This window comes from Bacillus sp. A01H (genome assembly GCF_045277205.1).
GTDB lineage: Bacteria > Bacillota > Bacilli > Bacillales > Bacillaceae_G > Bacillus_A > Bacillus_A paranthracis.
Genome location: NZ_CP117702.1, coordinates 3,281,777 through 3,306,898, shown reverse-complemented (window position 1 = coordinate 3,306,898; position 25,122 = coordinate 3,281,777). Strand labels below are relative to the sequence as shown.

Annotated in this window: 28 protein-coding genes; 23 read left to right on the top strand and 5 right to left on the bottom strand. The window is 34.8% G+C overall.

Annotated elements, in window-relative coordinates:
• The first annotated feature begins 21 nt into the window (after window positions 1-21).
• From PSR14_RS17440 to PSR14_RS17430, 3 genes are read left to right on the top strand one after another with little or no spacing between them, the layout of a single operon-like run.
• Window positions 22-579: a DUF7010 family protein gene (locus PSR14_RS17440; protein WP_001102937.1), complete on the top strand. Its 558-nt coding sequence runs from the start codon at window positions 22-24 to the stop codon at window positions 577-579.
• Window positions 580-604: 25 nt separating this feature from the next.
• The gene (locus PSR14_RS17435; RefSeq protein ID WP_001992904.1) at window positions 605-1,432 is read left to right on the top strand and encodes an MBL fold metallo-hydrolase; all 828 of its coding nucleotides are present in this window, start codon (window positions 605-607) and stop codon (window positions 1,430-1,432) included.
• Between the two features lie 16 nt (window positions 1,433-1,448).
• Complete coding sequence (locus PSR14_RS17430) at window positions 1,449-2,015, top strand: SGNH/GDSL hydrolase family protein (protein WP_073541260.1); 567 nt, start codon at window positions 1,449-1,451, stop codon at window positions 2,013-2,015.
• 44 nt (window positions 2,016-2,059) lie between these two features.
• On the opposite strand, the gene PSR14_RS17425 is transcribed toward PSR14_RS17430, so the two are convergent.
• Window positions 2,060-2,476, bottom strand: coding sequence for an SRPBCC family protein (locus tag PSR14_RS17425; RefSeq protein ID WP_000951517.1), 417 nt, complete (start codon window positions 2,474-2,476; stop codon window positions 2,060-2,062).
• Window positions 2,477-2,554: 78 nt separating this feature from the next.
• Window positions 2,555-3,565, bottom strand: a complete 1,011-nt coding sequence (locus tag PSR14_RS17420; protein WP_000040518.1) for an aldo/keto reductase — start codon at window positions 3,563-3,565, stop codon at window positions 2,555-2,557.
• Between the two features lie 412 nt (window positions 3,566-3,977).
• Between PSR14_RS17420 and PSR14_RS17415 the strand changes: the two genes are divergently transcribed.
• From PSR14_RS17415 to PSR14_RS17400, 4 genes are all read left to right on the top strand, one after another.
• On the top strand, window positions 3,978-4,319 hold the full coding sequence (locus PSR14_RS17415) for a helix-turn-helix domain-containing protein (protein ID WP_000860838.1): 342 nt from the start codon (window positions 3,978-3,980) through the stop codon (window positions 4,317-4,319).
• Window positions 4,320-4,508: 189 nt separating this feature from the next.
• The gene (locus PSR14_RS17410) at window positions 4,509-4,835 is read left to right on the top strand and encodes a helix-turn-helix domain-containing protein (protein WP_000816333.1); all 327 of its coding nucleotides are present in this window, start codon (window positions 4,509-4,511) and stop codon (window positions 4,833-4,835) included.
• Between the two features lie 320 nt (window positions 4,836-5,155).
• Window positions 5,156-6,328: a cyclopropane-fatty-acyl-phospholipid synthase gene (locus tag PSR14_RS17405; RefSeq protein WP_000229046.1), complete on the top strand. Its 1,173-nt coding sequence runs from the start codon at window positions 5,156-5,158 to the stop codon at window positions 6,326-6,328.
• A 216-nt stretch (window positions 6,329-6,544) separates the two neighbouring features.
• The gene (locus PSR14_RS17400; protein ID WP_000176610.1) at window positions 6,545-7,606 is read left to right on the top strand and encodes an oxidoreductase; all 1,062 of its coding nucleotides are present in this window, start codon (window positions 6,545-6,547) and stop codon (window positions 7,604-7,606) included.
• Window positions 7,607-7,772: 166 nt separating this feature from the next.
• Here the strand turns inward: PSR14_RS17400 and PSR14_RS17395 are convergent, their stop codons facing one another.
• Complete coding sequence (locus tag PSR14_RS17395) at window positions 7,773-9,002, bottom strand: IS110 family transposase (RefSeq protein WP_098487274.1); 1,230 nt, start codon at window positions 9,000-9,002, stop codon at window positions 7,773-7,775.
• A gap of 369 nt (window positions 9,003-9,371) precedes the next feature.
• Here PSR14_RS17395 and PSR14_RS17390 point away from each other — a divergent pair, with 369 nt between their 5' ends.
• Window positions 9,372-10,109 carry a GntR family transcriptional regulator gene (locus PSR14_RS17390; RefSeq protein WP_098487338.1) on the top strand — a complete coding sequence of 246 codons (738 nt, stop codon included), beginning with the start codon at window positions 9,372-9,374 and terminating at the stop codon, window positions 10,107-10,109.
• A 64-nt stretch (window positions 10,110-10,173) separates the two neighbouring features.
• Here the strand turns inward: PSR14_RS17390 and PSR14_RS17385 are convergent, their stop codons facing one another.
• Complete coding sequence (locus tag PSR14_RS17385; protein ID WP_000860831.1) at window positions 10,174-10,518, bottom strand: helix-turn-helix domain-containing protein; 345 nt, start codon at window positions 10,516-10,518, stop codon at window positions 10,174-10,176.
• A 600-nt stretch (window positions 10,519-11,118) separates the two neighbouring features.
• Between PSR14_RS17385 and spxA the strand changes: the two genes are divergently transcribed.
• The 6 genes from spxA (at window position 11,119) to PSR14_RS17355 (ending at window position 15,438) form a co-directional block, all read left to right on the top strand.
• Entirely contained in the window at window positions 11,119-11,514 is a 396-nt protein-coding gene (gene spxA / locus PSR14_RS17380; protein WP_000261180.1) for a transcriptional regulator SpxA, read from the top strand.
• Between the two features lie 47 nt (window positions 11,515-11,561).
• Window positions 11,562-11,696: a BA3454 family stress response protein gene (locus PSR14_RS17375; RefSeq protein ID WP_000573519.1), complete on the top strand. Its 135-nt coding sequence runs from the start codon at window positions 11,562-11,564 to the stop codon at window positions 11,694-11,696.
• A gap of 109 nt (window positions 11,697-11,805) precedes the next feature.
• Window positions 11,806-11,940, top strand: coding sequence for a BA3454 family stress response protein (locus tag PSR14_RS17370; protein WP_000573531.1), 135 nt, complete (start codon window positions 11,806-11,808; stop codon window positions 11,938-11,940).
• Window positions 11,941-12,103: 163 nt separating this feature from the next.
• Complete coding sequence (gene saiR, locus PSR14_RS17365) at window positions 12,104-12,517, top strand: Rrf2-family transcriptional regulator SaiR (RefSeq protein ID WP_000093217.1); 414 nt, start codon at window positions 12,104-12,106, stop codon at window positions 12,515-12,517.
• A 116-nt stretch (window positions 12,518-12,633) separates the two neighbouring features.
• Window positions 12,634-12,969 carry an IDEAL domain-containing protein gene (locus PSR14_RS17360; RefSeq protein ID WP_000987468.1) on the top strand — a complete coding sequence of 112 codons (336 nt, stop codon included), beginning with the start codon at window positions 12,634-12,636 and terminating at the stop codon, window positions 12,967-12,969.
• Window positions 12,970-14,118: 1,149 nt separating this feature from the next.
• Window positions 14,119-15,438, top strand: coding sequence for an aromatic amino acid transport family protein (locus PSR14_RS17355; protein ID WP_098487336.1), 1,320 nt, complete (start codon window positions 14,119-14,121; stop codon window positions 15,436-15,438).
• 159 nt (window positions 15,439-15,597) lie between these two features.
• On the opposite strand, the gene PSR14_RS17350 is transcribed toward PSR14_RS17355, so the two are convergent.
• Window positions 15,598-16,080, bottom strand: coding sequence for a VOC family protein (locus tag PSR14_RS17350; protein ID WP_061129150.1), 483 nt, complete (start codon window positions 16,078-16,080; stop codon window positions 15,598-15,600).
• 512 nt (window positions 16,081-16,592) lie between these two features.
• On the opposite strand from PSR14_RS17350, the gene PSR14_RS17345 reads away from it, so the two are divergent.
• From PSR14_RS17345 to PSR14_RS17305, 9 genes are all read left to right on the top strand, one after another.
• Complete coding sequence (locus PSR14_RS17345) at window positions 16,593-17,108, top strand: heme-degrading domain-containing protein (RefSeq protein ID WP_113732531.1); 516 nt, start codon at window positions 16,593-16,595, stop codon at window positions 17,106-17,108.
• 42 nt (window positions 17,109-17,150) lie between these two features.
• Window positions 17,151-17,624 (top strand): tautomerase family protein, encoded by a 474-nt coding sequence (locus tag PSR14_RS17340; protein ID WP_098487334.1) that lies wholly within the window; start codon window positions 17,151-17,153, stop codon window positions 17,622-17,624.
• A gap of 581 nt (window positions 17,625-18,205) precedes the next feature.
• On the top strand, window positions 18,206-19,420 hold the full coding sequence (locus tag PSR14_RS17335) for an MFS transporter (RefSeq protein WP_098487333.1): 1,215 nt from the start codon (window positions 18,206-18,208) through the stop codon (window positions 19,418-19,420).
• A gap of 16 nt (window positions 19,421-19,436) precedes the next feature.
• A complete protein-coding gene (locus tag PSR14_RS17330; protein WP_000793586.1) occupies window positions 19,437-20,276 on the top strand; it encodes an aldo/keto reductase in 840 nt (279 codons plus the stop codon).
• A gap of 426 nt (window positions 20,277-20,702) precedes the next feature.
• The gene (locus tag PSR14_RS17325; protein WP_061184475.1) at window positions 20,703-21,776 is read left to right on the top strand and encodes a hypothetical protein; all 1,074 of its coding nucleotides are present in this window, start codon (window positions 20,703-20,705) and stop codon (window positions 21,774-21,776) included.
• A gap of 364 nt (window positions 21,777-22,140) precedes the next feature.
• On the top strand, window positions 22,141-22,740 hold the full coding sequence (locus tag PSR14_RS17320; RefSeq protein WP_000158931.1) for a nitroreductase family protein: 600 nt from the start codon (window positions 22,141-22,143) through the stop codon (window positions 22,738-22,740).
• A gap of 241 nt (window positions 22,741-22,981) precedes the next feature.
• On the top strand, window positions 22,982-23,839 hold the full coding sequence (locus PSR14_RS17315; protein ID WP_000353541.1) for a RhaT/GlcU family sugar-proton symporter: 858 nt from the start codon (window positions 22,982-22,984) through the stop codon (window positions 23,837-23,839).
• Window positions 23,840-23,855: 16 nt separating this feature from the next.
• The gene (gdh, locus tag PSR14_RS17310) at window positions 23,856-24,641 is read left to right on the top strand and encodes a glucose 1-dehydrogenase (protein ID WP_098487332.1); all 786 of its coding nucleotides are present in this window, start codon (window positions 23,856-23,858) and stop codon (window positions 24,639-24,641) included.
• Window positions 24,642-24,867: 226 nt separating this feature from the next.
• Window positions 24,868-25,089 (top strand): hypothetical protein, encoded by a 222-nt coding sequence (locus tag PSR14_RS17305; protein WP_000407000.1) that lies wholly within the window; start codon window positions 24,868-24,870, stop codon window positions 25,087-25,089.
• Window positions 25,090-25,122: the final 33 nt, after the last annotated feature.

Genomic DNA, 25,122 nt, shown 5'->3' with positions numbered 1-25,122 from the left:
TATTTTTGGGGGGATCGTGAAATGAATGTTTCAGAAGCGAAAAAGGATTTAGCAATCAAAACGAAGCGAGGATTACCGATTATATTAGCTGGTGTTTTATTTTGGATAGTTATGAGTATAATGGGCTTTGTTCTTTCTGAAAAACAAGTGGTGTGGGTATATTTAATCGGTATGGGATGTGTGTTTCCTTTTGGATTAATGATAGCTGCTATATTGAAAATTGATATGTTTGCGAAAGGAAACCCGTTAGGGGTTTTGGCAGGATTAATTGGTGGGATAAATGTATTGAATATTCCGCTTGTATTACTTGCCTATTTTCAATTTCCAGAATGGTTACCTTTTGTAGTAGCGATGTTAATAGGTGTTCATTTTATCCCGTACGTATGGATTTATGAAAGCAAAAGTTATGGTTTATTATCCGTAGGGACTGTATTCGTAACGTCAGTTTGCGGGATTCTTTTTGCAGAAAAAGGATTTACTGTCATTCCATTATCTGTTACAGGTGTTTATTTACTTACTTTTATCAGTTTATTAATTGAAAATAAAAAAGCAGATCATTATCAACAAAAATCAGCTTAATAAAAATAGAGGGATAGGGGAAATTATGATGAAAAATTTCGTTTGTACAACGTGTGGCGTGCAGTATGCAGCGGGTGTAGAAGAACCAGTGAGTTGTCATATTTGTGATGAAGAGAGACAATATGTGAATCCGAAAGGGCAGTCTTGGACGACGCTAGAAAGCTTACAAACAAGTGATACATATAAAAATGAAATAATCGAAGAGGAAAATGGGCTTTTTAGTATTACAACAAAACCAGGATTTGCGATTGGTCAAACGGCATATGTAGTGAAAACAGAATCATATCGTTTACTATGGGACTGTATTACTTATTTAGATGAAACGACAATTGCGAAAATAAAAGAGCTTGGTGGACTAGATGCAATTGCCTTGTCTCATCCTCATTATTATTCAACACAAGTAGAATGGGCAGAGACATTTGATGTACCAATTTATATACACGAAGATGATAAAGAGTGGGTGATGCGCCCGAGTAGTCGTATTATTTATTGGTCTGGTGAGTCTTTACAATTAGCGGATGGATTGGTTATTCATCGTTTAGGTGGTCATTTTAAAGGTGGATCTGTCTTACATTGGGAAGAAGGTAATGATGGGAAAGGAATTTTGTTAACAGGTGATATTATTCAAGTTGTAGCGGATGAACGATGGGTAAGCTTTATGTACAGCTATCCAAACTTAATTCCATTACCAGCGAGAAAAGTGGAAGAAATGGTGAATCGAGTGAAGCCGTTACAGTTTAATCGGTTATACAACGCTTTTCATCGAGTAGTAAAAGAACATGCAAATGAGGCAGTGGAACGTTCTGCTGAAAGATATATTAAGGCGGTAGAAGGAAAGTTGTTTCATACGTAAAAGGAGAGTTAGTTTTATGAAAACGTTAGTATGCTTTGGGGATAGTATTACAGCTGATGAAATGTTTTTCAATGGAACGCCGAGGTTAACACCACGTTTGCGAGAGATATTTCCGAATTGGAACGTAGTGAATGCAGGTGTTCCAGGTGATAATACGTTTGATGCGTTAAAAAGGATTAAAGAAGATGTATTATCACATAAACCAGATTTCGTAACAGTTTTTCTTGGCACGAATGATGCAGTCTCTTTTTCGCAAGGGTTATTACAAGCATACAAAGAAAATTTAGAGAAGATTGTGAACCATATTTCTTCAGGTAAAATACTGCTTATTAGTCCTGCCCCAGTTGATGAAGAAAGACAGCATAATAGAACAAATGAAGTACTCGGTCAGTATGCAGACGTGGTAGAGGAAGTGGCGAAAGAAACAGGAAGCTATTTTCTAAATTTGTATGCTGAAATGATTCAAGAACGGAATTATAAAAGGTTTGTAGAAAATGATGAAAGAGATGGGCTACACTTTGGACCAGAAGGCTATGAGTATGTAGCGAAGTTAATTGGTGAAAAGTTAAAAGGGATTTTATAAAAAAGCAAAGCGATATCGCTTTGCTTTTCATTGTTTTTAATAGCTCAATCTAGAAATGCTTGTTGCAATGCTTTCAGTCCATCACTGTAAATACTATGAAAAAGGTTTATTGCCTCTTCATCACTAACTTCAACAGGAGTGAACGTACCAGACCACTCTACTACCGATGTGTTACTTTCAGTACCTTCTTTCACCTGGATTGTAGATAAATAATTAGTGACTGGGAATGGTGCATTCATGATTGAATACGTGTAGTATCGTTCTTTCTCATTGAATACTTCTAATCGTTCTATAATCGTGTCACCATCTGGATTAGCTAGGTGACGTACACGACCGCCTTCCGTTAATTTACTGTTAGGTATATAAGGTAACCAGTCTGGAAGGGAGTTGAAACCTCCGATTAATTGCCATACTTGTTCAGGTGAACCGAAAATTTCCATAGATGTAGTAGTATGTGCCATGTTCATTACGCTCCTTTTCATCCCGGTATTTGCGGGTAAATAATCAGTGGGGATTGCCCCACTGATTAAGGTTTCAATTTATTTTACGTTGATTGGTAGTGGTGCATTAGGTGCTACTAGTTTTTGTTCGCGCATTTCTTCCCAGAATGCTGCTGGAATTACTGTATTTAAGGCGTTTTGGTCTTCTACAATTCGTTCCGGTTTACTTGCACCAGGAACAACGGCAGCAACTGCTGGATTCGCTAGTGAAAATTGTAATGCAGCAGCTTTGATACTGATTTCGTGACGATCTGCAAGAGCTTTGATTTTCTCAACTTTTGCAATGATTTCTGGTGATGCTTTTTGATATTCGAAGTGAGCACCCCCAGCAAGAATACCTGAGCTATATGGGCCACCAACAACAATATCCATATTATGCTTAACAGCTGCAGGCATTACTCGTTGCAATGCACGCTCGTGGTCTAGTAATGAATAACGACCAGCTAGTAAGGATATATTTGGCTGCGCTTCTTCTAAATCAAGCATCAGTTCAATTGATTCTACTTTGTTTACTCCAAGTCCCCAGCCTTTAATAACGCCTTCTTCACGTAAACGTGTTAGTGCACGGAATGCTCCTGTTCGAGCTGTTTCAAATTGTGAAATCCACTCATCACCATAAAAGTCTTGAGCTAAATCATGAATGAAAACAAAGTCTAGACGATCTGTTTTTAAACGTTTTAAACTTTGCTCAATAGAACGAAGTGTTGCATCTGCACTATAGTCATTGATCATTTTATTTTTGCGGCCAAATTCGAAAAGTCCGCCTTTTTCACCTAAATCACGTGCAGATGGATCTTCTAGTTCATCTGAAATCGTTCGACCGACTTTTGTGCTTAAAAAATAATCATCACGATTTCTTTTTGATAGTGCTTCGCCAAGGCGAATCTCCGCTAAGCCAGATCCATAAAGTGGAGCTGTATCAAAGTAACGAACGCCATTATCCCAAGCAGCATCCACTGTAGCGATTGCTTCTTCTTCTGGAATATTACGGTACATATTTCCTAGTGGTGCTGTACCAAAACCAATTTTTTCTTTTAGTAATTTACTCATTATTAATATCCTCCTAAAATGTATTTGAAAATTAATTCATCATTGTGAATGGATGTGAAAATGAAAATATGTCATTTCATCGTCGGACAAAATGTATGATAAAAATACTCACTTTAAAGTACCGGGACAAGAATGTAATTTCTAATACTGCATGACTCACTCAACTCTTACAAATGCTATTATGAAATGTATTTTACATAATGAAAAGTACGTACTTTAAAGTGATATAGATACTAAAAAGTAATACAGGTACTTTTTAGTGCCGTACTACTCATCTGCTGTTTACGTATGCTATTATGAAACATGTTTAATAGGATAAAAAGTACGTACTTTAAGGTGCTATAGATACTTAAAAGTAATATTTAAATCTTTAGCTTACTTGCCTTATCACATTATTAAAGGAGATTTTTATATGAAAACATACAATATTCCTGTAGAGGCGACTTTACAGGTTATCGGTGGGAAGTGGAAAGTAGTGATCCTTTGTCATTTAAAGAAAGATAAAAAGAGAACGTGCGAATTAAAACAATTAATGTCTGGTATTACACAAAAGATGTTAACGCAACAATTACGTGAATTAGAAGAAGATGGTGTAATCGAGAGAAAAGTGTATAACCAAGTGCCGCCAAAAGTAGAGTATTCGTTAACGGAATACGGTCATTCTTTAGATGCTATACTCGATTCTCTTTGTAACTGGGGAGAACATCATCTTGAAAAGAATGGCAACACGTCTATGCTCATTACAGCAGAATAAACAAGAAAAAAACGAACGAGAATACGTTCGTTTTTCTTTTTGTATATAGGAATATTTTTAAACGGCATAATTACTTTTTGGTAATATAGGTACTTTTTTGTGCTGTAGGAACTAAAATGTGCCGTATAGAAAATTATTTATTTTTACGTAACAATAGAGAAGAAATTTAGAAAAAAGGAGGGAGATCGCGTGAAACAATACAATATACCGATAGAAGCAACTTTAGAAATTATCGGGGGAAAGTGGAAAGTCGTCATTTTATGTCACTTAACGAAAGGAACGAAGCGAACGAGCGAGTTGCAGCGTCTAATTCCTGAAATTTCTGTTAGAATGTTGACGCAACAATTACGTGAGCTAGAAGATGATGGTGTGATTACACGTGAAATCTATAAAGAAATTCCACCCCGAGTAGAATACTCCTTAACTGATTATGGGTGGTCTTTGCAAAATGTATTAAATCAATTGACCGTATGGGGAGAACGATGCATAGATAGAAAAAATAGTAAAGTTAAGTGAAATCTATATATGTAATATTGAAACGCCACCTATTGATGAGGTGGTGTTTTTTCAGTATAAAACTTTAGAAAGTTACTACGGTGAAAAGTAGGGATCTATACCAGAATAGCAGTTGTTTTAGCCGTGATGAATAATGGATTAAAGTTTTCATAGGTACTTAAAAGTGCCTTCATCACTTTAAAGTACGTACTATGCTTCATAATATAACCGTTTTATAATGACACTCGTAGCAAGAAGTCATAACGGTTTTAAGCTATGTTCAAAAAGACTTATTAACTAGTATAGTTTTTTGTTCAATTTCTTTAGTAGGAGATGTTTATATGGTTGAAGAACTTTTTTATAAAAAAATACTTAAAAATCTTTTTTCAGATCCAGTTCAAATTACACTTTGGAATGGAGAAACAATACAATATGGAGAAGGGGAACCTCAATTCCATGTAACATTTCATAAGCCGCTTTCAAAAAAAGAGATTGCTAAGGATCCTTCTATCGCATTCGGTGAAGCATATATGAATGGAGATCTTGAAATAGAAGGGAATCTTGAAAAAGCAATTCAATCTATTTATAAAAGGCAGGATAGCTTTTTAGGTGATAGTAAGTTGCAATATTTCAAAAGTAAATGGAATTTCTCAAAACAAAAAAATAAAGATGATATTGCTCATCATTATGATATTGGGAACGATTTCTATAAATTATGGCTTGATGAAACAATGACATATTCTTGTGCGTATTTCCAAAATGAGCAAGATTCTTTAACGACAGCTCAGCATAATAAAGTGAATCATATTTTGAAAAAGTTGAACCTTCAAAAAGGTGATACGCTATTAGATATTGGTTGCGGGTGGGGTGAGCTCATTACAGCTGCCGCTAAGCAGTACGGTGTGAAAGCGATGGGAGTAACGTTAAGTGAGGAACAATATGCTAAGACTTCCGAACGAATTAAACAAGAGGGACTTACGGATTTAGTTGAAGTATCTTTACTTGATTACCGTGATATTAAGAATCGTAAATTTGATAAAATTGTTAGTGTAGGTATGATTGAACATGTAGGAAAAGACAACATTACACAATACTTTGAGACAGTGAATGCACTACTAAATGATGGTGGGATTTCGCTACTTCATTGTATTACTTCTCCGGCCAATGGTGGTGCTACGAATGGTTGGATTGAAAAATATATATTCCCTGGCGGATATGTTCCTGCTGTTAACGAATTAATCACGAACATGACAAACGAACAATTTTACATTGTTGATGTGGAAAGCTTACGTAGACATTACGGGAAAACATTACAACATTGGGCTCGGAATTTTGAAAATGTACTGGAGGAAGTTCGCAAAACGAAAGATGAGCGATTCATTCGTATGTGGCGCTTATATTTAAATGCATGTGCAGCTTCGTTCTTTACAGGTAATATTGATTTACATCAATTTGTATTTACAAAAGGTATTAACGATACAATTCCGATGACACGTTCTTATATGTATGAATAAGAGCATGTAATGAAGCAGCTCTGTAACTACTCATCGAGTGTAAATAAAATGATGGTAGGACATAAGTCTATAACTTAAAGTCGAGATCGGAATCAGAAAATGATTCCGATCTCGACTTTTTGTATATAATTTTAAAAACAAAACTATATACTTTTAACAATAAAAATATATAATAAAAATAGAATCAAAAATTTATGAGCAAGGAAGTTGAAGAATATGACATTAACAATGGGCTTTATTGGATTTGGAAAATCAGCTAACCGCTATCACTTACCGTATGTGAATATACGTAAAAATATAAAAGTAAAAACGATTTTTGCTCGCCAAATTAATGAAGAATTAGCGGCTCCATATAAGGAAAAAGGTGTTAGTTTCACTACTGATTTGAACGAATTGTTGAATGATAAAGAAATCCAAGTAGTGACAATCTGTACGCCAGCACATACGCATTACGAATTAGCGAAAAAAGTTATACTTGCTGGAAAATCAGTTATCGTTGAAAAACCATTTTGCGATACAGTGGAACATGCGAAAGAATTATTAGCTTTAGGACGAGAAAAAGGTGTAGTAGTTATGCCTTATCAAAACCGCCGTTTTGATGGTGATTTCTTAGCGGTGAAGCAAGTTGTGGAACAAGGATTCCTTGGTGATATTGTTGAGGTTGAATCACATATTGATTATTTCCGTCCTGGTTCAATCACTCACGAAGGTCCGAAAGAAGAAGGTTCATTTTACAGTTTAGGTATTCATACGATGGACCGTATGATTTCACTGTTTGGCCGTCCAGATACGGTGACATACGATATTCGTAATAATGAAGTGGAAGGTGCGGTTGATAATTATTTCGATGTTGGTCTACATTACGGAAATAAGTTGAAAATTAAACTGAAAACGAACCATGTTGTAGCGAAAGATTATCCGCGCTTTATCGTTCATGGAACAAATGGATCGTTTATTAAATATGGTGAAGATCAGCAGGAAAATGATTTGAAAGCGGGTATTATGCCTGAGAGTGCAGGATTTGGTGAAGATTCACCGATGTACTATGGAATTGCGAAATATCGCAACGCAAACGGTGATTGGATTGAAAAACAAATTAAAACGCCACTTGGTGATTACGGTCGTTTTTATGATGCAGCGTATGAAACAATTGTAAATGGTGCACCAAAGCTTGTGAAAGACGAAGAAGCGGTAACGAATATTGAAATCTTAGAAAACGGATTTGCTGCGCCATCACCTTCCGTTTACAAACTTGAGGCTTTAAACTTAAATGAATAGAAGAGGGAATACAGCATAAAGACCTGCGGTAGTATGTCAACTTAGAAATAACAAAGTTTAAAGTTGTCAAAGGTCAATTTGTTTAAAAAAGGCATCACAAAACTAAACCAGTAACGAATGTAATTTACTGGAAAATAATGAAAGGTAGCGATGACAAAATTTTATGTCATTCTTTCACACACCTTCCAGGCGTAAAAAGTTGGTGGCTACGTAGTAGCGCATCCACCAATCGCACAAATTTTCTTGCGGTTAGAACGAGTGCACGTTTGTGTTGATGTTTTGGTACTTCATTATATTTTTTCACGTAATACTCTTGATAATCTGATACATGCTTTCTTACTGAATTGGCGGCTTCAACTAAGTAATAACGCAAGTAATGATTACCTGTACGGGATAATGAAGTATCTTCGGCTGTAAAACGACCGGATTGGTGCTTTCGCCAGTATAATCCAGCGTATTTGGCTATTTTTGTTTCATCGTCAAATCTTTCGATTTGGCCAATTTCAGCAATGATACCGGCAGCGAAAACAGGGCCTACTCCAGGAATAGATTCAAGTGTTTGGGTCAAACCAGCCATGATTTTTTTAATAGACTTTTCTAATTCCTTGATTTGCTGTTGAAACGTACGAATGACTGCGATGGATGTACCTAAGATGACATCTATTGAATCTTCTACAACCTTATCCAAGCGATAAGAAACTTTCACAGCTTTGTGAATGGATGCTGCTACGCATTTTGGATCACCAAAACGGTTTCGACTTTTTTTCTGTAGGAACTCAGCGAGTTCTTCTAAAGGCATATTAGCGAGTTCCTCTAAGCTGAATTTTTCAAGAAATAGTTCTGTCATGGCGCTACCGAATACGGAAGTATCCACCTCTTGTGAAAATGTATTACATTTAAAACTTAGGTGTTGAAGAAAGTGTTGTTTTTCTTTCGTTAACATTTTGACAAGTTGGTATCGTGATCGAGTTAATTGCTGCAGTGCCACGTACTGGCTTTCTTTTACGATAGACATTTGATTACGGCCAAATCGTAAGTAATCAGCAATGACAAAGGCATCAATCTCATCGGTTTTATTCATGTCAGAATAACTTTTCTTAAAATTTGCGACTTGCTTTGGGTTTAGGAGAAATACTTTTGCTCCAAAACGCTGTAAATCTATATCATGGTGAAGAAACATAGAAGGATGAAAGCTGTAAACAGAGGTGGATTCTAGACCAATCTTAAGGATGTCGACCTCTTTACCTGCAACACACTGTAATAATTTTTCTTTGAGTGTAGTAGCTCCCGGTAGGTCATTACTGACCGAAAAAGAATCCAGTTTTTCTCCATCACCATTTAAAAAGCAAACTTTCATATCAAACGAACTTACATCTAAACCAACAAATAATCTCATGTAAGAGACCTCCCTTCTATATTAGAATCATTTCTTGGACGTCTCGAGATATCTCTAGTGTGTACGCCGACCAACAACCTCGTGTATGAGAGCTAGTCCTGAATCGAAAGCCGCCCTAGAGCTACTATCATCTAGGTTCGAGGGTCAGGCTGCTCAGCCTGCGAGTAGGGAGTCCCGCACGTTCACTGAGAAACACTCTTCAAATGTGGTAAATCCACAGGAGGTGAAAGAATTGTCCCAAATGATCCTAAAATCATTATCTAGAAATATCTTGGGACGTCCAAGTATTTTTATTTATAGGGCTCTTATTAAGAAGAAAATCTAAGCCTGTAATAGGGCTTAAATATTAATATACGAGGAGGTATGGAAATGGCAAGCGGATCCACACAAGTAAAATACCTCGGCATTTATCAAAAAATGAAACAGCAAATTTTAGACGGCGAATATAAGATTAAAGAAAAAATTCCAAGTAGCCCCGTCCTTGCTGAAGAATTTGATGTTTCTGTCCTTACTATAAAAAAGGCGCTGGATCTGTTAGTTAGAGACGGCTACATCATTCGCCGGCGCGGAAGTGGAACGGTCGTTCAAGATTGGCGTCAGCAAGAAAAGGCGCGAATGATTCAAACTTTAACAGGTACAAAAGCTGTTTATGGCAGTGAGGTAGAAAGTAAAATTATTGAGTTTACGGTTGTCGGTGCCGATGAAGTCATTGCTGAAAAATTGGGTATTTCAGTAGGGGATTTTGTATATAAAATCATCCGCCTCCGCATCATTCACAGTATTCCAACGATTATGGAGCATACATGGATGCCGATTTCGGTCATTCCAGGTGTTGATGTTTCTGTTTTAGAGGAATCAATCTACTCCCACATTCAAAATAAACTAGGTCTTCAAGTGGGAACATCCGTTGTTAGGGTTAAAGGAATTCGCCCGGATGATAAAGAAAAGCAGTTTATGAACTTAACAAATCAAGATTTCCTAATGAGAGTGGAACAGGTGGCCTACTTAACGGATGGACGCACTTTTGAATACTCTTACGCCGATCATTTGCCGGAAACCTTTGAATTCGAAACAGTTATTACTGCAAAAAGTTATAAAGAGGTATAAAAAATAGGTTGGGGCACGTATTGCCTCAACCTATTTTCTGTTTTCAATATAGTAGGAACAGCTATTATTCATCTGCTGTAATCAGCATGGATGTGTTCCCGGTTTTTTCAAGATGAACTTCTCCCCAGGAACAGAGGGAATCGAGTATAGCTCCTAAAGACGAACCGTAATCCGTTAAAGAGTACTCTACTTTCGGTGGCACTTGGTCATATACCTTCCTTTGGATTACACCATCTTCTTCTAGTTCCCGTAATTGTTGTGTTAACATTTTTTGTGTAATACCAGGCATTAAACGTTTTAATTCACTCGTTCTTTTTGTTCCTTTTTTTAAATGGCAAAGGATAACAACCTTCCACTTTCCGCCAATAACTTCTAAAGTCGCTTCTACAGGAATATTGTATGTCTTCATAAAAAACCCCTTTGATGAATGTAGATTACAGTTTTGGACTTACATACGCTTTAATAATAAAATTATTTCTTTTTAGTGCCTATAACACTTTAAAGTGCGCACTATTTATTGTACGAAATATCGTTTATAATAACCGATGTAGAACTGCACTAGAAAGTTTATATGTTACTTTTTAGTACCTATAACACTTTAAAGTACGTACTTTTTATTATGCGAAATATCGTTCATACTAACACATGTAAGTAAGAAATGAATAAAATGTACTTTGAAGTGCATTTGGAATGGGTCGGCATAACACTATGGGGACATTCACAAAAAATGATTAATTAATCCAAGACTTAACATTTGATTAATAGAACTGTAAGGTTTAAAATTACAGTATAGATTTAAGAAGTGAGTTGTCATCATCTGTAAAATGTAGTTTCAACTATTTTATAAAAGAAGCATGCAAAGAACTGAGTAGTAAAAAATAAACGAAACATTGCCGAATAACTAACATTACGTGAATTTGATTCTAAACTGTAATTTTTTTTAATACATTTCAACAAACGATATTTAAAGTGTACATTTTATAAAGAACATTAAAGGAGTGAGTGAAATATGGTGGTTTTATATACAACAGCAAGCTGTGGTTCATGCCGAAAAGCGAAAGCATGGCTGGAGGAGAATCAAATTGATTATACTGAAAAAAATATCGTATCCAATTCTATGACAGTGGATGAACTTAAATCCATTCTTCGTTTAACTGAAGAGGGTGCTACTGAAATTATTTCAACTAGATCCAAAACTTTTCAAGACTTAAATATAAATATAGATGAGCTTTCGCTGAATGAATTTTATAAATTAATAATTGAGCATCCGCTAATGTTGCGTCGCCCAATTATGCTGGACGAGAAAAGATTACAGATTGGTTTTAATGACGAAGAAATTCGTAAATTTTTACCACGTAGCGTTCGAACATTTTTAAATATTGAACTGCAAAAGTTGGCTAATTAATAAGTAATGGTATGAGAGAGAAATTTTTTGAAAGGAGGAAACTGAAGGTGATAGAAGTATGCGTTACAGTGAATTATAAAGATAGAAACTATCAAACAAATGTTATTGTAAGCAAAGATACGGTGTGGACAAAAATTAAACAATTGGCAGAAGAACAAGTCAAAAAACAGTGGGATTTTTAAATATGATTATCAAAAAAATGAAGTTATAGGTTAGAGATTATAACTAAACCCAAGACTTTTCAGGACTTAAATATAGATAAGAAATTTGTTTGAAAGGAGGAAGCAGGAAATGATAGAAGTATGTGTTACAGTCAATTATAACGATAGAAATTATCAAACAAATGTTATTGTAAGCAAAGATACGATATGGACAAAAATTAAACAGTTGGCAGAAGAGCAAGTGAAGAAACAATGGAGTCTTTAAATGTATGTTTAACTTAAAAAGCTAAAGGGAGTTATGGAATCTATTTCTTTATGCTAAGAGTGGTTCTTATATATTTTAACGTTTGACTAACCTATCTGTAATATTTATGGCTACAGTATGTTAATATAGGAGAAACAATATTTTTGATCGTAGGAGGAAAACAATGAGCAGCGACTTTACTTTGGCCATACACAGTTTAACTTATTTAGCTTTACAGCCAGACCGGATGTCAACAAGTAATGCGATTTCAGAAAGTGCAGGTGTTCACCCAGTACGTATTCGCAAAGTACTAAGTTTATTAAAAAAACATAAGTTTATACAATCGAAAGAGGGGACTGGTGGCGGTTTTATTTTCGCCCGAGATTTAGATGAAGTTAATCTTTGGCATATTTATCAAATAACCTCTGAAGGTGCATTGCAGCCTAAGTGCCCAGAATCAAATGATCAGTGTATTGTAGGTTCAAACATGCGAAAAGTGCTGTTCACTATTTTCTTAGGTGCGGAAGAACATCTAGGTGAATACTTAAAGAATTACACAATGAAAGAAGTTGTTGATCTTATCAATCAAGAACGTTAAGCGGCTTACTTGTTATATAGAGCCGTAAGTTCTTACCATTGAAATGTAATGGAAAATATTACAGTTTAATTTCGTTTTTATCGTCACAAAAAATATTTATAAGAAGGTGAAAAAGTATGATGTCAAATAATAATCAAGTTTTAAAAGTAGGAGATTGGGTTCGTGGAATATCAAATGAGGGCGAATTCATAGTTGGTTACATTGTATCACTTGATGAAGCGGAAGATATAGTTACAGTTAGTATTGTGAAACGTGACGACAAGTACACAATAAACGAAGCGATTTTACTCTTTAGTAAACATGTTAACAAACTTCCTGAATCAAAGGTAATCAATAAGGAGCAAATCCTTTATCTGATAGACCTTGCATTATTAACAGGAGACGAAGAATGGTTTATCGAGCTTTCTTCAAAATTAAACTCAATAAAAGAGCTAGTTAACGAAGGATTTTAAAGATTACATGATTTGCTTTTAATAGGTTGAATTGTGCAATAATCAATAATATCATCTCTAAGGAAATGATATAAAAACGATTCATTATAAATATAGAAATATTCCTGAAGAAGAGTTGAAAAAACTCGAATTAAGATTACATTGCATTCAGTTGTTTGCACACCTCTGATAACAATTGTTATGTAAATAAGCTGCCCGATATGGGCAGCTTATTGTATTTTTGCGTTTAGCGTAGGTTTTTGTAAAATGTTAGCGGTCCTCTTATTGCCATCAAGTAAAAGGTAGCTTCCTAAAAATGTATATGAATGCAATGTCGATAATATATATCCTGAAAATTGGTTGGTATATTCAAAAAGATATTTCTTTTTAACCACATTAATTATTTATTAGAATATCTTTTTAAATTAAAATAAATTTTTTTGACAAAGAAGAATATAAGTATCTTTATAATAAGTAACTTGGATAAATAATATGTGACTGTGTTTTATGCTAATTCATTCAGTTTTAAGCGATAGGAACAAGGGTTGCATGCGAACTGTAAAATGTTATCTATGTAAAATTATATCCAATTAATATTTCTGAAAATATAAAAATATTAATTTTATAAATATACACGTTATAATGAGGGCGTCGAGAGAAATTTTATTATCTCTGGAGAAAATATAAAAAATGCGATTATTAGTAAGAAAGGTGTGTGATTAGAGGCGAAATGAATGTAATGTGCTTCAGTGGCTTGTGTAAGCAATATTATCAGTGCTACCGAAGTTATGAAAGTTAATGTATAGAATTGAGAAAGAAATGCCTCGCAAATGAAGAGAGGCCGGTTTAGCTAAAATTACTGTTAAAAGTAAAAAAGAGAAACCATGAAAGTAATACACTGTTATTAGAAATGTTGCAACGTATTTATGAAGTCTATTCTATATTGTTCTCTTAAGGGGTCTTTATATAAAGAGCGGATATTACGAGTAAACTTTTTTGTGAACGCTAACAATTATATTAGGACGCTAATTAGCGAATGTTTCAATTTGGATTCATTATGATGAAGGACATACAATGTGGGGCAACTTGTAAGGAATTCATTTTCCGGAAAGGGAATATTTGTTAGATGCAAAGAGAGATGCAGGAATAGATACAAGGGGGAGTTATTATATGAACGGGAATACTGCAAAGAAAATAGAAGTTCAAGCTGAAAATACCGCACTAAACAATGAGCAATATGCAGATCCGAAAAAGTGGCATAAGCAGGATACTACATGGGCACTCAGTCTATTTGGAACTGCAATTGGAGCAGGGGTGCTCTTTTTACCGATTAATGCAGGTTCAGGTGGTTTATTATCTTTACTGCTAATTACATTGCTTGCATATCCAGTTATGTACTACTCACATAGGGCGCTTGCTAAAATGATATATGCTTCTAATTCTGCTGATGAGGGGATCACAGGTACAATTAGAGAGTATTTTGGAAATAAAGCGAGTATCATTTTTAACATCGTATATTTCGGTTCAATTTATACAATCGTACTAATGTATTCGGTTGCGCTTACAAACACTGCAAGTAGTTTTATCGTGCATCAATTGCACATGCCAGAACCTCCAAGAGCAATTTTATCACTTGTATTAGTTCTTGGTCTTATCGCTATACTAAATTTTGGTCAAGATATTACTGTAAAGGTAATGAGTATGTTAGTGTATCCTTTCATCGTTTCTCTACTGTTTATCGCAATATCTTTAATTCCACAGTGGAATACGTCAATGCTTAGTTTTTCAGCTGTTTCAACTGCTTCAACAGGAACAGGCTATTTTGGGACGATATTGATGATTCTACCAATCATCGTATTCTCATTTAATCATTCACCTATGATTTCATCATTTGTTGTGAAACAGAGAGCTACGTATGGAATCGAAGCCACTGATGCGAAATGTGCGCAAATACAAAAGGTTTGTTATATCATGACATTCGCTGTTGTTATGTTCTTCGTTTGGAGTAGCGCATTGAGCTTGACTCCAGAGGATATAAAAATGGCAAAAGAACAAAACTTATCAATTCTTTCATATCTTGCGAATGAGCTTAATTCGCCTGTAATCACGATTGCAGCTCCAATTATTGCTTTTGTGGCTATTACAAAGTCATTCCTTGGCCATTATATCGGAGCATTTGAAGTAATGCGTGACATGATTATTAAGTTTGGTAAATCACGTGGAAAAGATATTGAAGAAAAAACAATTAAGACAATAATCCTTACTTTTGTTGTATTATCATGCTGGTTTGTTGCTTATACAAATCCAAGTATTCTTGGACTTATTGATTCTCTAAGCGGTCCATTAGTTGCTGCTATCTTATGTCTATTACCGATGTATGCGATTCAAAAAGTACCGGTATTAGCTAAGTACAAAGGGAAAATGAGTAACGTATTTGTTATTATTGTAGGTGTACTTACTGTTTTAGCAAGTATTAATTCATTATTCTAATTCACGATTTTTGATTTTAGTGTCAAAGTAGTGGAATATGAAATATCTATTTTGGGACAAACTTCTCACGTTGGAGAGTTTGTCCTTTTTATTTAATCTATCAACAAACAGCCACCTTTTCAGAGATAAGGTGGCTGTTTCGGTATTAATTTATTTTTACTATTCACGTCTAAATGGGCCTTTTGGAGCAATGAGCTCTAAATTAGTACCATCTGGATCACGGAAGTAGGCAACGCCTGTACCAAATCCAGATTTCAAGCCGTCTTCTTCTTGGAAGATAATTGGCTCTCCATCTGGTTCTACCCCAATTGCTTTTAGACGTTCTACAGCGGCATCAATATCTTCTACTTCAAAACAAAGATGCATCGCACTAATTTGATCATTTGAGTAAGATGCTTTATCTGATTTAGGGACAACGTATTCTAGAATGTCGATGTTCAAATTGTCTAAGTGTAGATTGGCATATTTAATACGAGTATCTTCAAGCCCTTGTGTTTGCGCCATTCGTTTCCCGCCAATTTCATCGATGTTTGATACTTTCTTACCTGTTAATGCTTCATAAAAAACGATAGATTTTTCTAAATTGCTTACTGTAATTCCGACGTGATTTACTTGTGAAAAGCCTGCTGTTTTTTCACTCATTTTTGTTACCTCCTATTTTTAGGTGGTGTAATGTATCATTTCACCAATCTTTTACTGTAATTAAAATGAGCCTTTAGTTGAAGTTCTATTCTAATTCGTTTGTAACAACTCAAAAGAAATATAAGAGTATTTTTTAGATAAGAAAAGAATCTAGTATCGGCTAGGTTCTCTTATTTTTCGTTTGTTTTTATACAAAAATTTGATGGGCTTGCATTACAGCCATTGAGCAAAAAAGTTTGATATGAAAAATATTATTCTTTAGTACATACATTTTTAAGATGTTAAATATATTTCATAATAGTCTCTGTAAGATAGGGATAAGTAAAATAGTACTTTAAAGTACCTATAGCACTTTAAAGTGCGTACTTTTTATAATTTTGAATATCATTCATAATAGCACCAGTAAGAAGAAAACAAGCTTTTCGGTACTAGTTACTAATGAGGTTATAACAGTTTATTTAGATTCAGATTGTTTAAAAGGTTGTACGATATGGCCTAATAATTTCAAAAAAATGTCGGTGTGGCATAAAACAATTATGGAGGTTAAAAATATGAGTTCTTCAAATTTGAATGAAATAAGTAAACAAATTTTAAAAGAGGAGGAAACACTTCAATTTTCCTCTTTTACAAATGAAGATGCGTTGCAACTAGGTTTATTTATCGTGGAAACAGCAAAGCGAGAAGGAAAATTAATTGCTGTTGATATAACAAAAAACGGTGTGCAATTATTTCATTTTAAGATGACAGGGACAAATGAGGAAAATGCGAAGTGGATTGAGCGTAAAAAACGAGTTGTTTCTCTGCATGATCGTAGCTCGTATTATATGCAGATACAAAGTGAAATAACTGGAATCTCATATAATGAAAAATATCTTTTAGACACTTCGGAATATGCTGCGTTTGGTGGATGCTTTCCTATCAGAATAAAAAACGTAGGGGTTATTGGAATGATAACAGTTTCAGGATTGCCGCCAGAAGACGATCACGAATTGGTAATAAGAGCAGTTAAAAATCATTTGAATCAATAGCTGTAGCTAGTGAATAGATAATTAATTTTAGGGGGCAATACTATGCCATTAATTGAACTAAATACTTGGCCAACGATGTCAACAGAAGAAAAAAAGGAATTCATTTATGAAGTAACCGAACTTACAATAAAACGATTAAAAATTGTCCCTGACAAAATTCAAGTGTTGATAACGGAACTTGAAAAAGAAAATTGGGGGAAAGCTGGGGCTGTAGCAAGTGATGCTACCTTTGCTGAGAAAAGTAGGGTGTCCAATTGGGAGACAAAAGAGTCCTACGATACATCGTCTGGTAACGTTGATGGAATGGCTATTATTAAGATTGATATATGGAATACATTTGATCAAGAGACGAAGGATAAGTGGGTAAATGAGCTTACACAATTAACCTCTAAATATACGCATGCACCTTTAGATAAAGTGCTAATTCTTATTCGTGAAATGATTCCAGGAAACTGGGGGCAAAGTGGTGTAACGGGAGCCGATAAAGATTTCCTTTCCAAAAGTCGTACATTTTAATGAATTAATAAAAAGGCAAAAATGAACATATTTCTGTTCGTTTTTGCCTTTTTTATTATTTGTTTGTGATAATGAACATGATCCTTTACATTTTCAAGTAATAGCCTCTAAAGTCGCCTCTCTAGGAAGAGAGTATTTCTCCATATGAAACCTTTCTTCGTTGAATGTAGATGTTAATTTTGGAGCAAAATAAGCTAGGTTATATAAATGTTACTTTTTAGTACCTATAGTACTTTAAAGTACGTACTTTTTATTATGTTAAATATGATTCATAATAGCACATGTGAGAGGGAAACAAGCTTTATGGTACTAGTAATTAACTATGTTACTTTTTAGTACCTACAGCACTTTAAAGTGCGTACTATTCATTATGTTAAATATATTTCATAATAGTACATGTAGGAGAGAGACAAGCTTTACGGTACTAAAAAGTATCTATCGTACTTTAAAGTGCGTTCTTTAAAAAGAGAATGAAACCATTCATAATAGCGTTTGTAGAGATTAAATATATGTTTTGAAAGATAAAAAGGCCTTTTTATCGCACTATTATGATAGGAATTATAGGGAAGAGGGGAAATCAATTGAATTCATATACAGCATCGTCTTCAAAAGTTCAGACGAATCGAAGAAGTATATTTGCGTTATTAGCGCTAGCAATTAGTGCGTTCGGGATTGGGACAACTGAATTTGTTAGTGTCGGTTTATTACCATCTATTTCGGAAGATTTACATGTGTCGGTGACAACAGCTGGTTTAACAGTTTCTTTATATGCGTTAGGCGTAGCATTTGGTGCTCCAGTATTAACGTCGTTAACAGCTAATATGTCACGAAAAACGTTATTAATGTGGATTATGATTATTTTCATTATTGGTAACGGAATTGCAGCTGTCGCAACAAGTTTCACTGTATTACTTATTGCGCGAATTGTTTCTGCACTTTCGCATGGTGTGTTTATGTCAATTGGTTCAACGATTGCTGCGGCACTTGTACCAGAAAATAAACGTGCTAGCGCCATTGCCATTATGTTTACTGGTGTAACAGTTGCAACTATTACAGGAGCACCAATTGGAACATTTATTGGTCAACAATTTGGCTGGAGAACATCATTTTTAGCAATTGTAGTAATTGGAATTATTGCCTTAATCGCAAATAGTATTCTCATTCCATCTAATATGAAAAAAGGTGCGTCTGTATCATTCCGCGATCAGTTTAAATTAATTACAAACGGAAGACTGTTACTAGTTTTCATCATTACTGCATTAGGATATGGGGGAACATTCGTAACATTTACGTATTTATCTCCGTTATTACAAGAAGTAACAGGATTTAAAGCTAATACGGTTACTATCATTTTATTAGTGTATGGAATCGCCATTGCAATAGGGAATGTGATTGGCGGGAAATTATCGAATCATAATCCGATTCGAGCGCTATTTTACATGTTCTTTATTCAAGCGATTATATTATTTGTTTTAACATTTACAGCACCATTTAAGGTAGCGGGGTTAATCACAATTATTTTTATGGGACTATTCGCATTTATGAATGTTCCAGGGTTACAAGTATATGTCGTAATGTTAGCTGAACGATTTGTACCGAGTGCTGTCGATGTTGCATCGGCAATTAATATTGCGGCGTTTAACGCCGGGATTGCTCTTGGTGCTTATTTAGGTGGTATTGTAACGAATTCGTTAGGGTTAATTCATACTGCTTGGGTAGGCGGCATTATGGTAGTAGGTGCTGTTATTTTAACAGCATGGAGCATGTCATTAGAAAAACGAGATCAAGTAAAATAAAAGGAGAGAAAATATAATGAAAAACTTACAAAGTACAACAACATTGCATAACGGTGTAGAAATGCCTTGGTTTGGTTTAGGTGTATTTAAAGTAGAAGAAGGACCAGAGCTTGTAGAAGCAATTAAATCAGCAATTAAGGCAGGATACCGTAGCATCGATACAGCTGCGATTTATGGAAATGAAGCAGCTGTAGGTGAAGGAATTCGCGCTGGTATTGAAGCGACTGGAATTTCAAGAGAAGAATTATTTATCACTTCAAAAGTATGGAACGCAGACCAAGGATACGAAGAAACAATTGCTGCATATGAAGAGAGTTTAAAAAAATTACAACTAGATTATTTAGATTTATATCTTGTTCACTGGCCTGTAGAAGGGAAATATAAAGATACGTGGAGAGCGTTAGAAACGCTTTATAAAGAAAAGCGTGTACGTGCAATTGGCGTAAGTAACTTCCAAATTCATCACCTGCAAGATGTAATAAAAGATGCAGAAATTAAGCCAATGATCAACCAAGTAGAATACCATCCTCGTTTAACACAAAAAGAATTACAAGCTTTCTGTAAAGAACAAGGTATTCAAATGGAAGCATGGTCACCACTAATGCAAGGTCAATTATTAGATAATGAAACATTACAGGCAATTGCTGAGAAATACGGTAAAACAACAGCACAAGTGATTTTACGTTGGGATCTTCAAAATGGAGTAATTACAATTCCAAAATCAACGAAAGAACACCGTATTATTGCAAACGCTGATGTATTTAACTTTGAATTAACGAAAGAAGATATGGAAAAAATCGATGCGTTAAACCAAAATCACCGCGTTGGTCCAGACCCTGATAACTTTGATTTCTAAGATTAAAGAATGAGTAAAAAGAGTGCAAAGTTGCACTCTTTTTTATTTTCTATTCAATAAAATGTTTCTGTTTATTTGATTAGCGTTTATATTATGGCTGTTGAATTGCTTTTGGCTATGTAGAGAACTTACTCTAAGACAGTATTAAAGTTTGACATGTAATCATGCATTCTATAATATGTATGCTATAGCATGTATATTGCAAGTTATTTGGAGGTGGCATATGGACTTATATGAGTGAACAGGGTATCTTGTTCATCGCACTGATGTGAAATTAACAAAATATATAATGTAAGTTTTTAATCACATATTGATTATAAATTTTAACTTTTATATGCTATAGCATATAAAATTCGCCTCTTAAATTGTAATGGCGAAAATTTAAATAATACAGTAGATATATTATGAAACGAGGAGATTTTAGTTATGGAAAAATTTATATTAGCGTTTGATAGAGAGCTTGTAATTGCAGAAAAAAAAGACTCAACATGGAGTGTCCAATCACAGTTTGTAGGTGCGAATCCAGTTGCGTTAGCTTTAGATCCATACGATTCAGAAAGAATGTATTGTGGTACTTTTGATAGGGGATTATGGAGAAGTAAAGATGGAGGAAGTTCATGGGAAGCGATTGGAACTTTACCTTCTTTTGGTGAAGTGTTCCCAGCTAATGCTATTCATATGAGAGCTATTACAGCGGTTTCTGTATCTTCAGTGAAGGGTGATGACGGTAACGGTATCGTATATGTAGGAACTGAACCGAGCGCCATGTTTGTATCTAAAAATGGAGGAGACAGTTTTGAACTGCTAACGGATTATCGACAAATGCCATCGTATTCATCATGGTTCTTTCCTCAACGAACATATACGCACCACGTAAAACATATTGAAATTGATGCTAATAATCCAGAAACTATATATACAACGATTGAGGTTGGGGGATTAATTAAAAGTGTAGATGGCGGTATGACATGGACTGAGGAAAAAGAGGGGAACTATCCTCAAGATATTCACATTCTTACATCACATCGCAATGCACCGAATCGCTTATACGGGGTGTTAGGTGATTCATTCTTGAAAGAACCAGGTCACGAGTATGCGGAGAGTAATGATGGAGGTAAGACTTGGAACTATATGTGTAGTGGGCTAAAACATCATTACGCATATCAAATGGCAGTTAACCCAAATGATCCAGAAAATATTATTATCGCGACATCTTCAAATCCACACGTAGCGCATGATTACAATAATGGAAATTGTGAATCATTTATTTATAAGAAAGAAAAAGATCAGCCTTGGGCAGAAATGAATGCAGGTTTACCAACTCCTAAAGGCACAATCATACCAGTATTAAAGGCAACAAGTGATGGAACGTTCTATTTATTTAGTAATAAAGGGGTTTATAAGTCGGTAGATGGCGGTTCAAATTGGACGTCATTAGATATTCCATGGGAGAACAGATTTATGGAACAACATCCTTATGAGATGTTAATTATTAAATAAGTAATGAGTATAATTTTTACAACTATTCATTAAGTATGGTTATTTGAATTGAATTTGAAAATGTAAAAAGCTAGGTAATGCGTTATTCGTGTTACCTGGCTTTTTTGACTATCAATTTAAGGTTATTTTCATATTTGTGTAAATATGAAACACGTAGAATATCTGAATGGAGAATGGGTAAAATAGTACCGAATAATGTTATAAGGCTTTTTAGGGAAACTGAAGAAAGCAGTGTGTTTAGATTTAGAATGACTGGCAATGGGTGTTAAGAAGTTCAATGATTTAAAAATGAACTCTTTTAAACGCATATTATCTATGAGATGTATGATTTTGAAGAATATTAAAACTCAGGAGGAATTGAATTATGACAAAAGATTTCTATACTGCACTGAAAGAAAGACGTACTTACTATGGGATTAATAAAGAGGTAAAAGTATCGGATGAAAAAATTAAAGAAATCGTGGAGTTTGCTGTGAAATATACTCCATCTGCTTTCAATTCTCAAACTGCGCGATTAGTTGTATTATTTGGTGAAGCTCATGATAAACTATGGGATATTACAACTGAAACATTAAGAAAAGTAGTAGGAGATGGAGATTTTTCAGGAACGCAACAAAAAATGGATTCGTTTAAAGCTGGTTATGGAACAGTACTATTCTTTGAAGATGAGGCAATAGTGAAATCGCTTCAAGAAAAATTTGCTGCATATGCTGAAAACTTCCCAATTTGGTCACACCAAGCATCAGGTATGCACCAACTAGTCGTGTGGACAGGTTTAGAAGCAGAGGGATTAGGGGCATCTTTACAACATTATAATCCATTAATCGACGATGAGGTAAAACAAGAATGGAATGTTCCTTCTAATTGGAAACTCATTGCACAAATGCCATTTGGTAATCCAACAGCTGCACCAGGAGAAAAAGAATTCCAACCGCTTGAAGAGCGTGTGAAATTTCATAAATAATTAACTGTTCTCTAAAGGATAATTTAAAATTCATATCCTAATTAGGATACATACAAATATTTTTGTGAAAAAAGAATCCATTTTCAAAATGGATTCTTTTTTAGGTAATAGGAAAATATTCGTATTTATAAATTAATTAGTAATTCTTTAAGATGTATATATTTTATATAGGAGAGAAACAATAATTTTTGGGGACGGGGTGTAATAGTAACTATGTAGGAGGGATAGGGGTGATGAAAAAATGGATATTTTATTAGCGATTTTACCAGCGTTATTTTGGGGGAGTATTGTACTCTTTAACGTTAAATTGGGCGGAGGACCCTATAGTCAAGTACTTGGAACAACTTTTGGTGCACTTCTTTTCTCAATAGGTATTTATATTTTTGTAAAACCAGTGTTAACGCCAATGGTAATTGGAGTAGGAATTGTATCAGGGTTATTTTGGGCATTGGGACAAGCTAATCAATTAAAAAGTATTGATTTAATTGGAGTTTCTAAAACAATGCCTATTTCAACCGGGATGCAATTAGTGTCAGCTACTTTATTTGGAGTAATCGTATTTCATGAATGGTCCACAACAACGTCTGTTATATTAGGTGTTCTGGCACTTATTTGTATCATAATCGGAATCGTTCTTACATCACTCCCAAATTCAGAAGAGAAACAACAAGCACAAGCAGGGAACTTAAAAAGAGGGATTTTAATTTTATTGGTATCTACTTTTGGCTATTTAGTTTATGTAGTCGTAATACGATTATTTAATATAGACGGATGGTCAGCATTATTGCCGCAAGCAATCGGCATGGTGTTAGGTGGAATCCTGCTAACATTTAAGCATCGACCATTCAATAAATATGCCATTCGTAATATTATTCCTGGCTTAATTTGGGCAGCCGGAAATATGTTTTTATTTATATCACAGCCGCGTGTAGGGGTAGCTACAAGCTTCTCCCTTTCCCAAATGGGGATTGTAATCTCAACTTTAGGTGGCATTTTTATTTTAGGTGAAAAGAAAACAAAACGTCAGTTTAATGCGATTATCATTGGAATTATTTTTATTGTCGCAGCTGGAGTTATGTTAGGAATTGCAAAAGGATAAAGAGGAGGAAAAAATTATGTATACAGATTTAAAAGGAAAAGTAGTTGTTATTACAGGTGCTGCAAAAGGTCTTGGAAGAGCAATGGCAGTTCGTTTTGGAGAAGAACAAGCAAAGGTTGTAGTAAATTATCGATCTGATGAATCGGAAGCGAATGAATTAGTAGACGAGATTAAAAAAGTAGGGGGGGAAGCTATTGCGATAAAAGGAGATGTAACAGTCGAATCGGATGTTATCAATCTCGTGCAGTCAGCAGTGAAAGAATTTGGTACACTAGATGTCATGATTAATAATGCAGGTATCGAAAATCCGGTACCTTCACATGAAATGCCATTACGTGATTGGAATAGAGTAATTAATACGAATTTAACAGGCGCTTTCTTAGGAAGCCGCGAAGCAATTAAATATTTCGTAGAGAACGATATTAAAGGGTCAGTTATTAATATGTCAAGCGTTCACGAGCAAATTCCATGGCCATTATTTGTTCACTATGCAGCAAGTAAAGGTGGTATTAAGCTAATGACAGAAACATTAGCACTAGAGTATGCACCAAAAGGAATTCGTGTAAATAATATTGGACCGGGTGCTATCAATACGCCAATTAATGCTGAGAAATTTGCAGATCCAGAAAAACGTGCGGATGTTGAAAGTATGGTTCCAATGGGATATATCGGAGAACCAAAAGAAATTGCAGCTGTAGCGGTATGGCTTGCTTCTTCGCAAGCGAGTTATGTAACAGGTATTACACTGTTTGCTGATGGCGGCATGACTCTATATCCATCCTTCCAAGCTGGACGCGGATGAGTAATTGTATAACAGGATTTTTTCAGAGATTATAGAATCAGTCTTTAAAGTGATTTTTTACTTTAGGAATATCTTTCAGAGTGACGGATATAATGAATCTCATATAAAAAATCATGCAAAAAATATGGATTAATTTTTATATAAAATTCTTATATTAAAACAAAAGGGCATCCAATTAGAGGGTACCCTTTGTTTTATAGTTTTTATTTTTAACGATGGTAAGGTATTGGAAATTGTTGATGCCATTGTTGCCATGTTTGATGAGGATAATGTTGATGCCATTGATTCCAATTCATATAATGTGGCCACATTGTATGATGCCATTGTTGCCATGTTTGATGAGGGTGGTGTTGATGCCATTGTCCCCAAGGTACATAATGGGAAGGGTACATTGAATTATCAGCTCCTTTATAAAGAATCTATATATTTTATGTTTTTTTACTTTTAAGGAGCTTGTTTCTGTATAATATGGGCATCTTGC

Bases quoted from the DNA above. Each gene is read 5' to 3' on its own strand.
- PSR14_RS17440 (WP_001102937.1), top strand. From the start codon at position 22: ATGAATGTTTCAGAAGCGAAAAAGGATTTAGCAATCAAAACGAAGCGA.
- PSR14_RS17435 (WP_001992904.1), top strand. From the start codon at position 605: ATGATGAAAAATTTCGTTTGTACAACGTGTGGCGTGCAGTATGCAGCG.
- PSR14_RS17430 (WP_073541260.1), top strand. From the start codon at position 1,449: ATGAAAACGTTAGTATGCTTTGGGGATAGTATTACAGCTGATGAAATG.
- PSR14_RS17425 (WP_000951517.1), bottom strand. From the start codon at position 2,476: ATGGCACATACTACTACATCTATGGAAATTTTCGGTTCACCTGAACAA.
- PSR14_RS17420 (WP_000040518.1), bottom strand. From the start codon at position 3,565: ATGAGTAAATTACTAAAAGAAAAAATTGGTTTTGGTACAGCACCACTA.
- PSR14_RS17415 (WP_000860838.1), top strand. From the start codon at position 3,978: ATGAAAACATACAATATTCCTGTAGAGGCGACTTTACAGGTTATCGGT.
- PSR14_RS17405 (WP_000229046.1), top strand. From the start codon at position 5,156: ATGGTTGAAGAACTTTTTTATAAAAAAATACTTAAAAATCTTTTTTCA.
- PSR14_RS17400 (WP_000176610.1), top strand. From the start codon at position 6,545: ATGACATTAACAATGGGCTTTATTGGATTTGGAAAATCAGCTAACCGC.
- PSR14_RS17395 (WP_098487274.1), bottom strand. From the start codon at position 9,002: ATGAGATTATTTGTTGGTTTAGATGTAAGTTCGTTTGATATGAAAGTT.
- PSR14_RS17390 (WP_098487338.1), top strand. From the start codon at position 9,372: ATGGCAAGCGGATCCACACAAGTAAAATACCTCGGCATTTATCAAAAA.
- PSR14_RS17385 (WP_000860831.1), bottom strand. From the start codon at position 10,518: ATGAAGACATACAATATTCCTGTAGAAGCGACTTTAGAAGTTATTGGC.
- spxA (WP_000261180.1), top strand. From the start codon at position 11,119: ATGGTGGTTTTATATACAACAGCAAGCTGTGGTTCATGCCGAAAAGCG.
- PSR14_RS17370 (WP_000573531.1), top strand. From the start codon at position 11,806: ATGATAGAAGTATGTGTTACAGTCAATTATAACGATAGAAATTATCAA.
- saiR (WP_000093217.1), top strand. From the start codon at position 12,104: ATGAGCAGCGACTTTACTTTGGCCATACACAGTTTAACTTATTTAGCT.
- PSR14_RS17360 (WP_000987468.1), top strand. From the start codon at position 12,634: ATGATGTCAAATAATAATCAAGTTTTAAAAGTAGGAGATTGGGTTCGT.
- PSR14_RS17355 (WP_098487336.1), top strand. From the start codon at position 14,119: ATGAACGGGAATACTGCAAAGAAAATAGAAGTTCAAGCTGAAAATACC.
- PSR14_RS17350 (WP_061129150.1), bottom strand. From the start codon at position 16,080: ATGAGTGAAAAAACAGCAGGCTTTTCACAAGTAAATCACGTCGGAATT.
- PSR14_RS17345 (WP_113732531.1), top strand. From the start codon at position 16,593: ATGTCGGTGTGGCATAAAACAATTATGGAGGTTAAAAATATGAGTTCT.
- PSR14_RS17340 (WP_098487334.1), top strand. From the start codon at position 17,151: ATGCCATTAATTGAACTAAATACTTGGCCAACGATGTCAACAGAAGAA.
- PSR14_RS17330 (WP_000793586.1), top strand. From the start codon at position 19,437: ATGAAAAACTTACAAAGTACAACAACATTGCATAACGGTGTAGAAATG.
- PSR14_RS17325 (WP_061184475.1), top strand. From the start codon at position 20,703: ATGGAAAAATTTATATTAGCGTTTGATAGAGAGCTTGTAATTGCAGAA.
- PSR14_RS17320 (WP_000158931.1), top strand. From the start codon at position 22,141: ATGACAAAAGATTTCTATACTGCACTGAAAGAAAGACGTACTTACTAT.
- PSR14_RS17315 (WP_000353541.1), top strand. From the start codon at position 22,982: ATGGATATTTTATTAGCGATTTTACCAGCGTTATTTTGGGGGAGTATT.
- gdh (WP_098487332.1), top strand. From the start codon at position 23,856: ATGTATACAGATTTAAAAGGAAAAGTAGTTGTTATTACAGGTGCTGCA.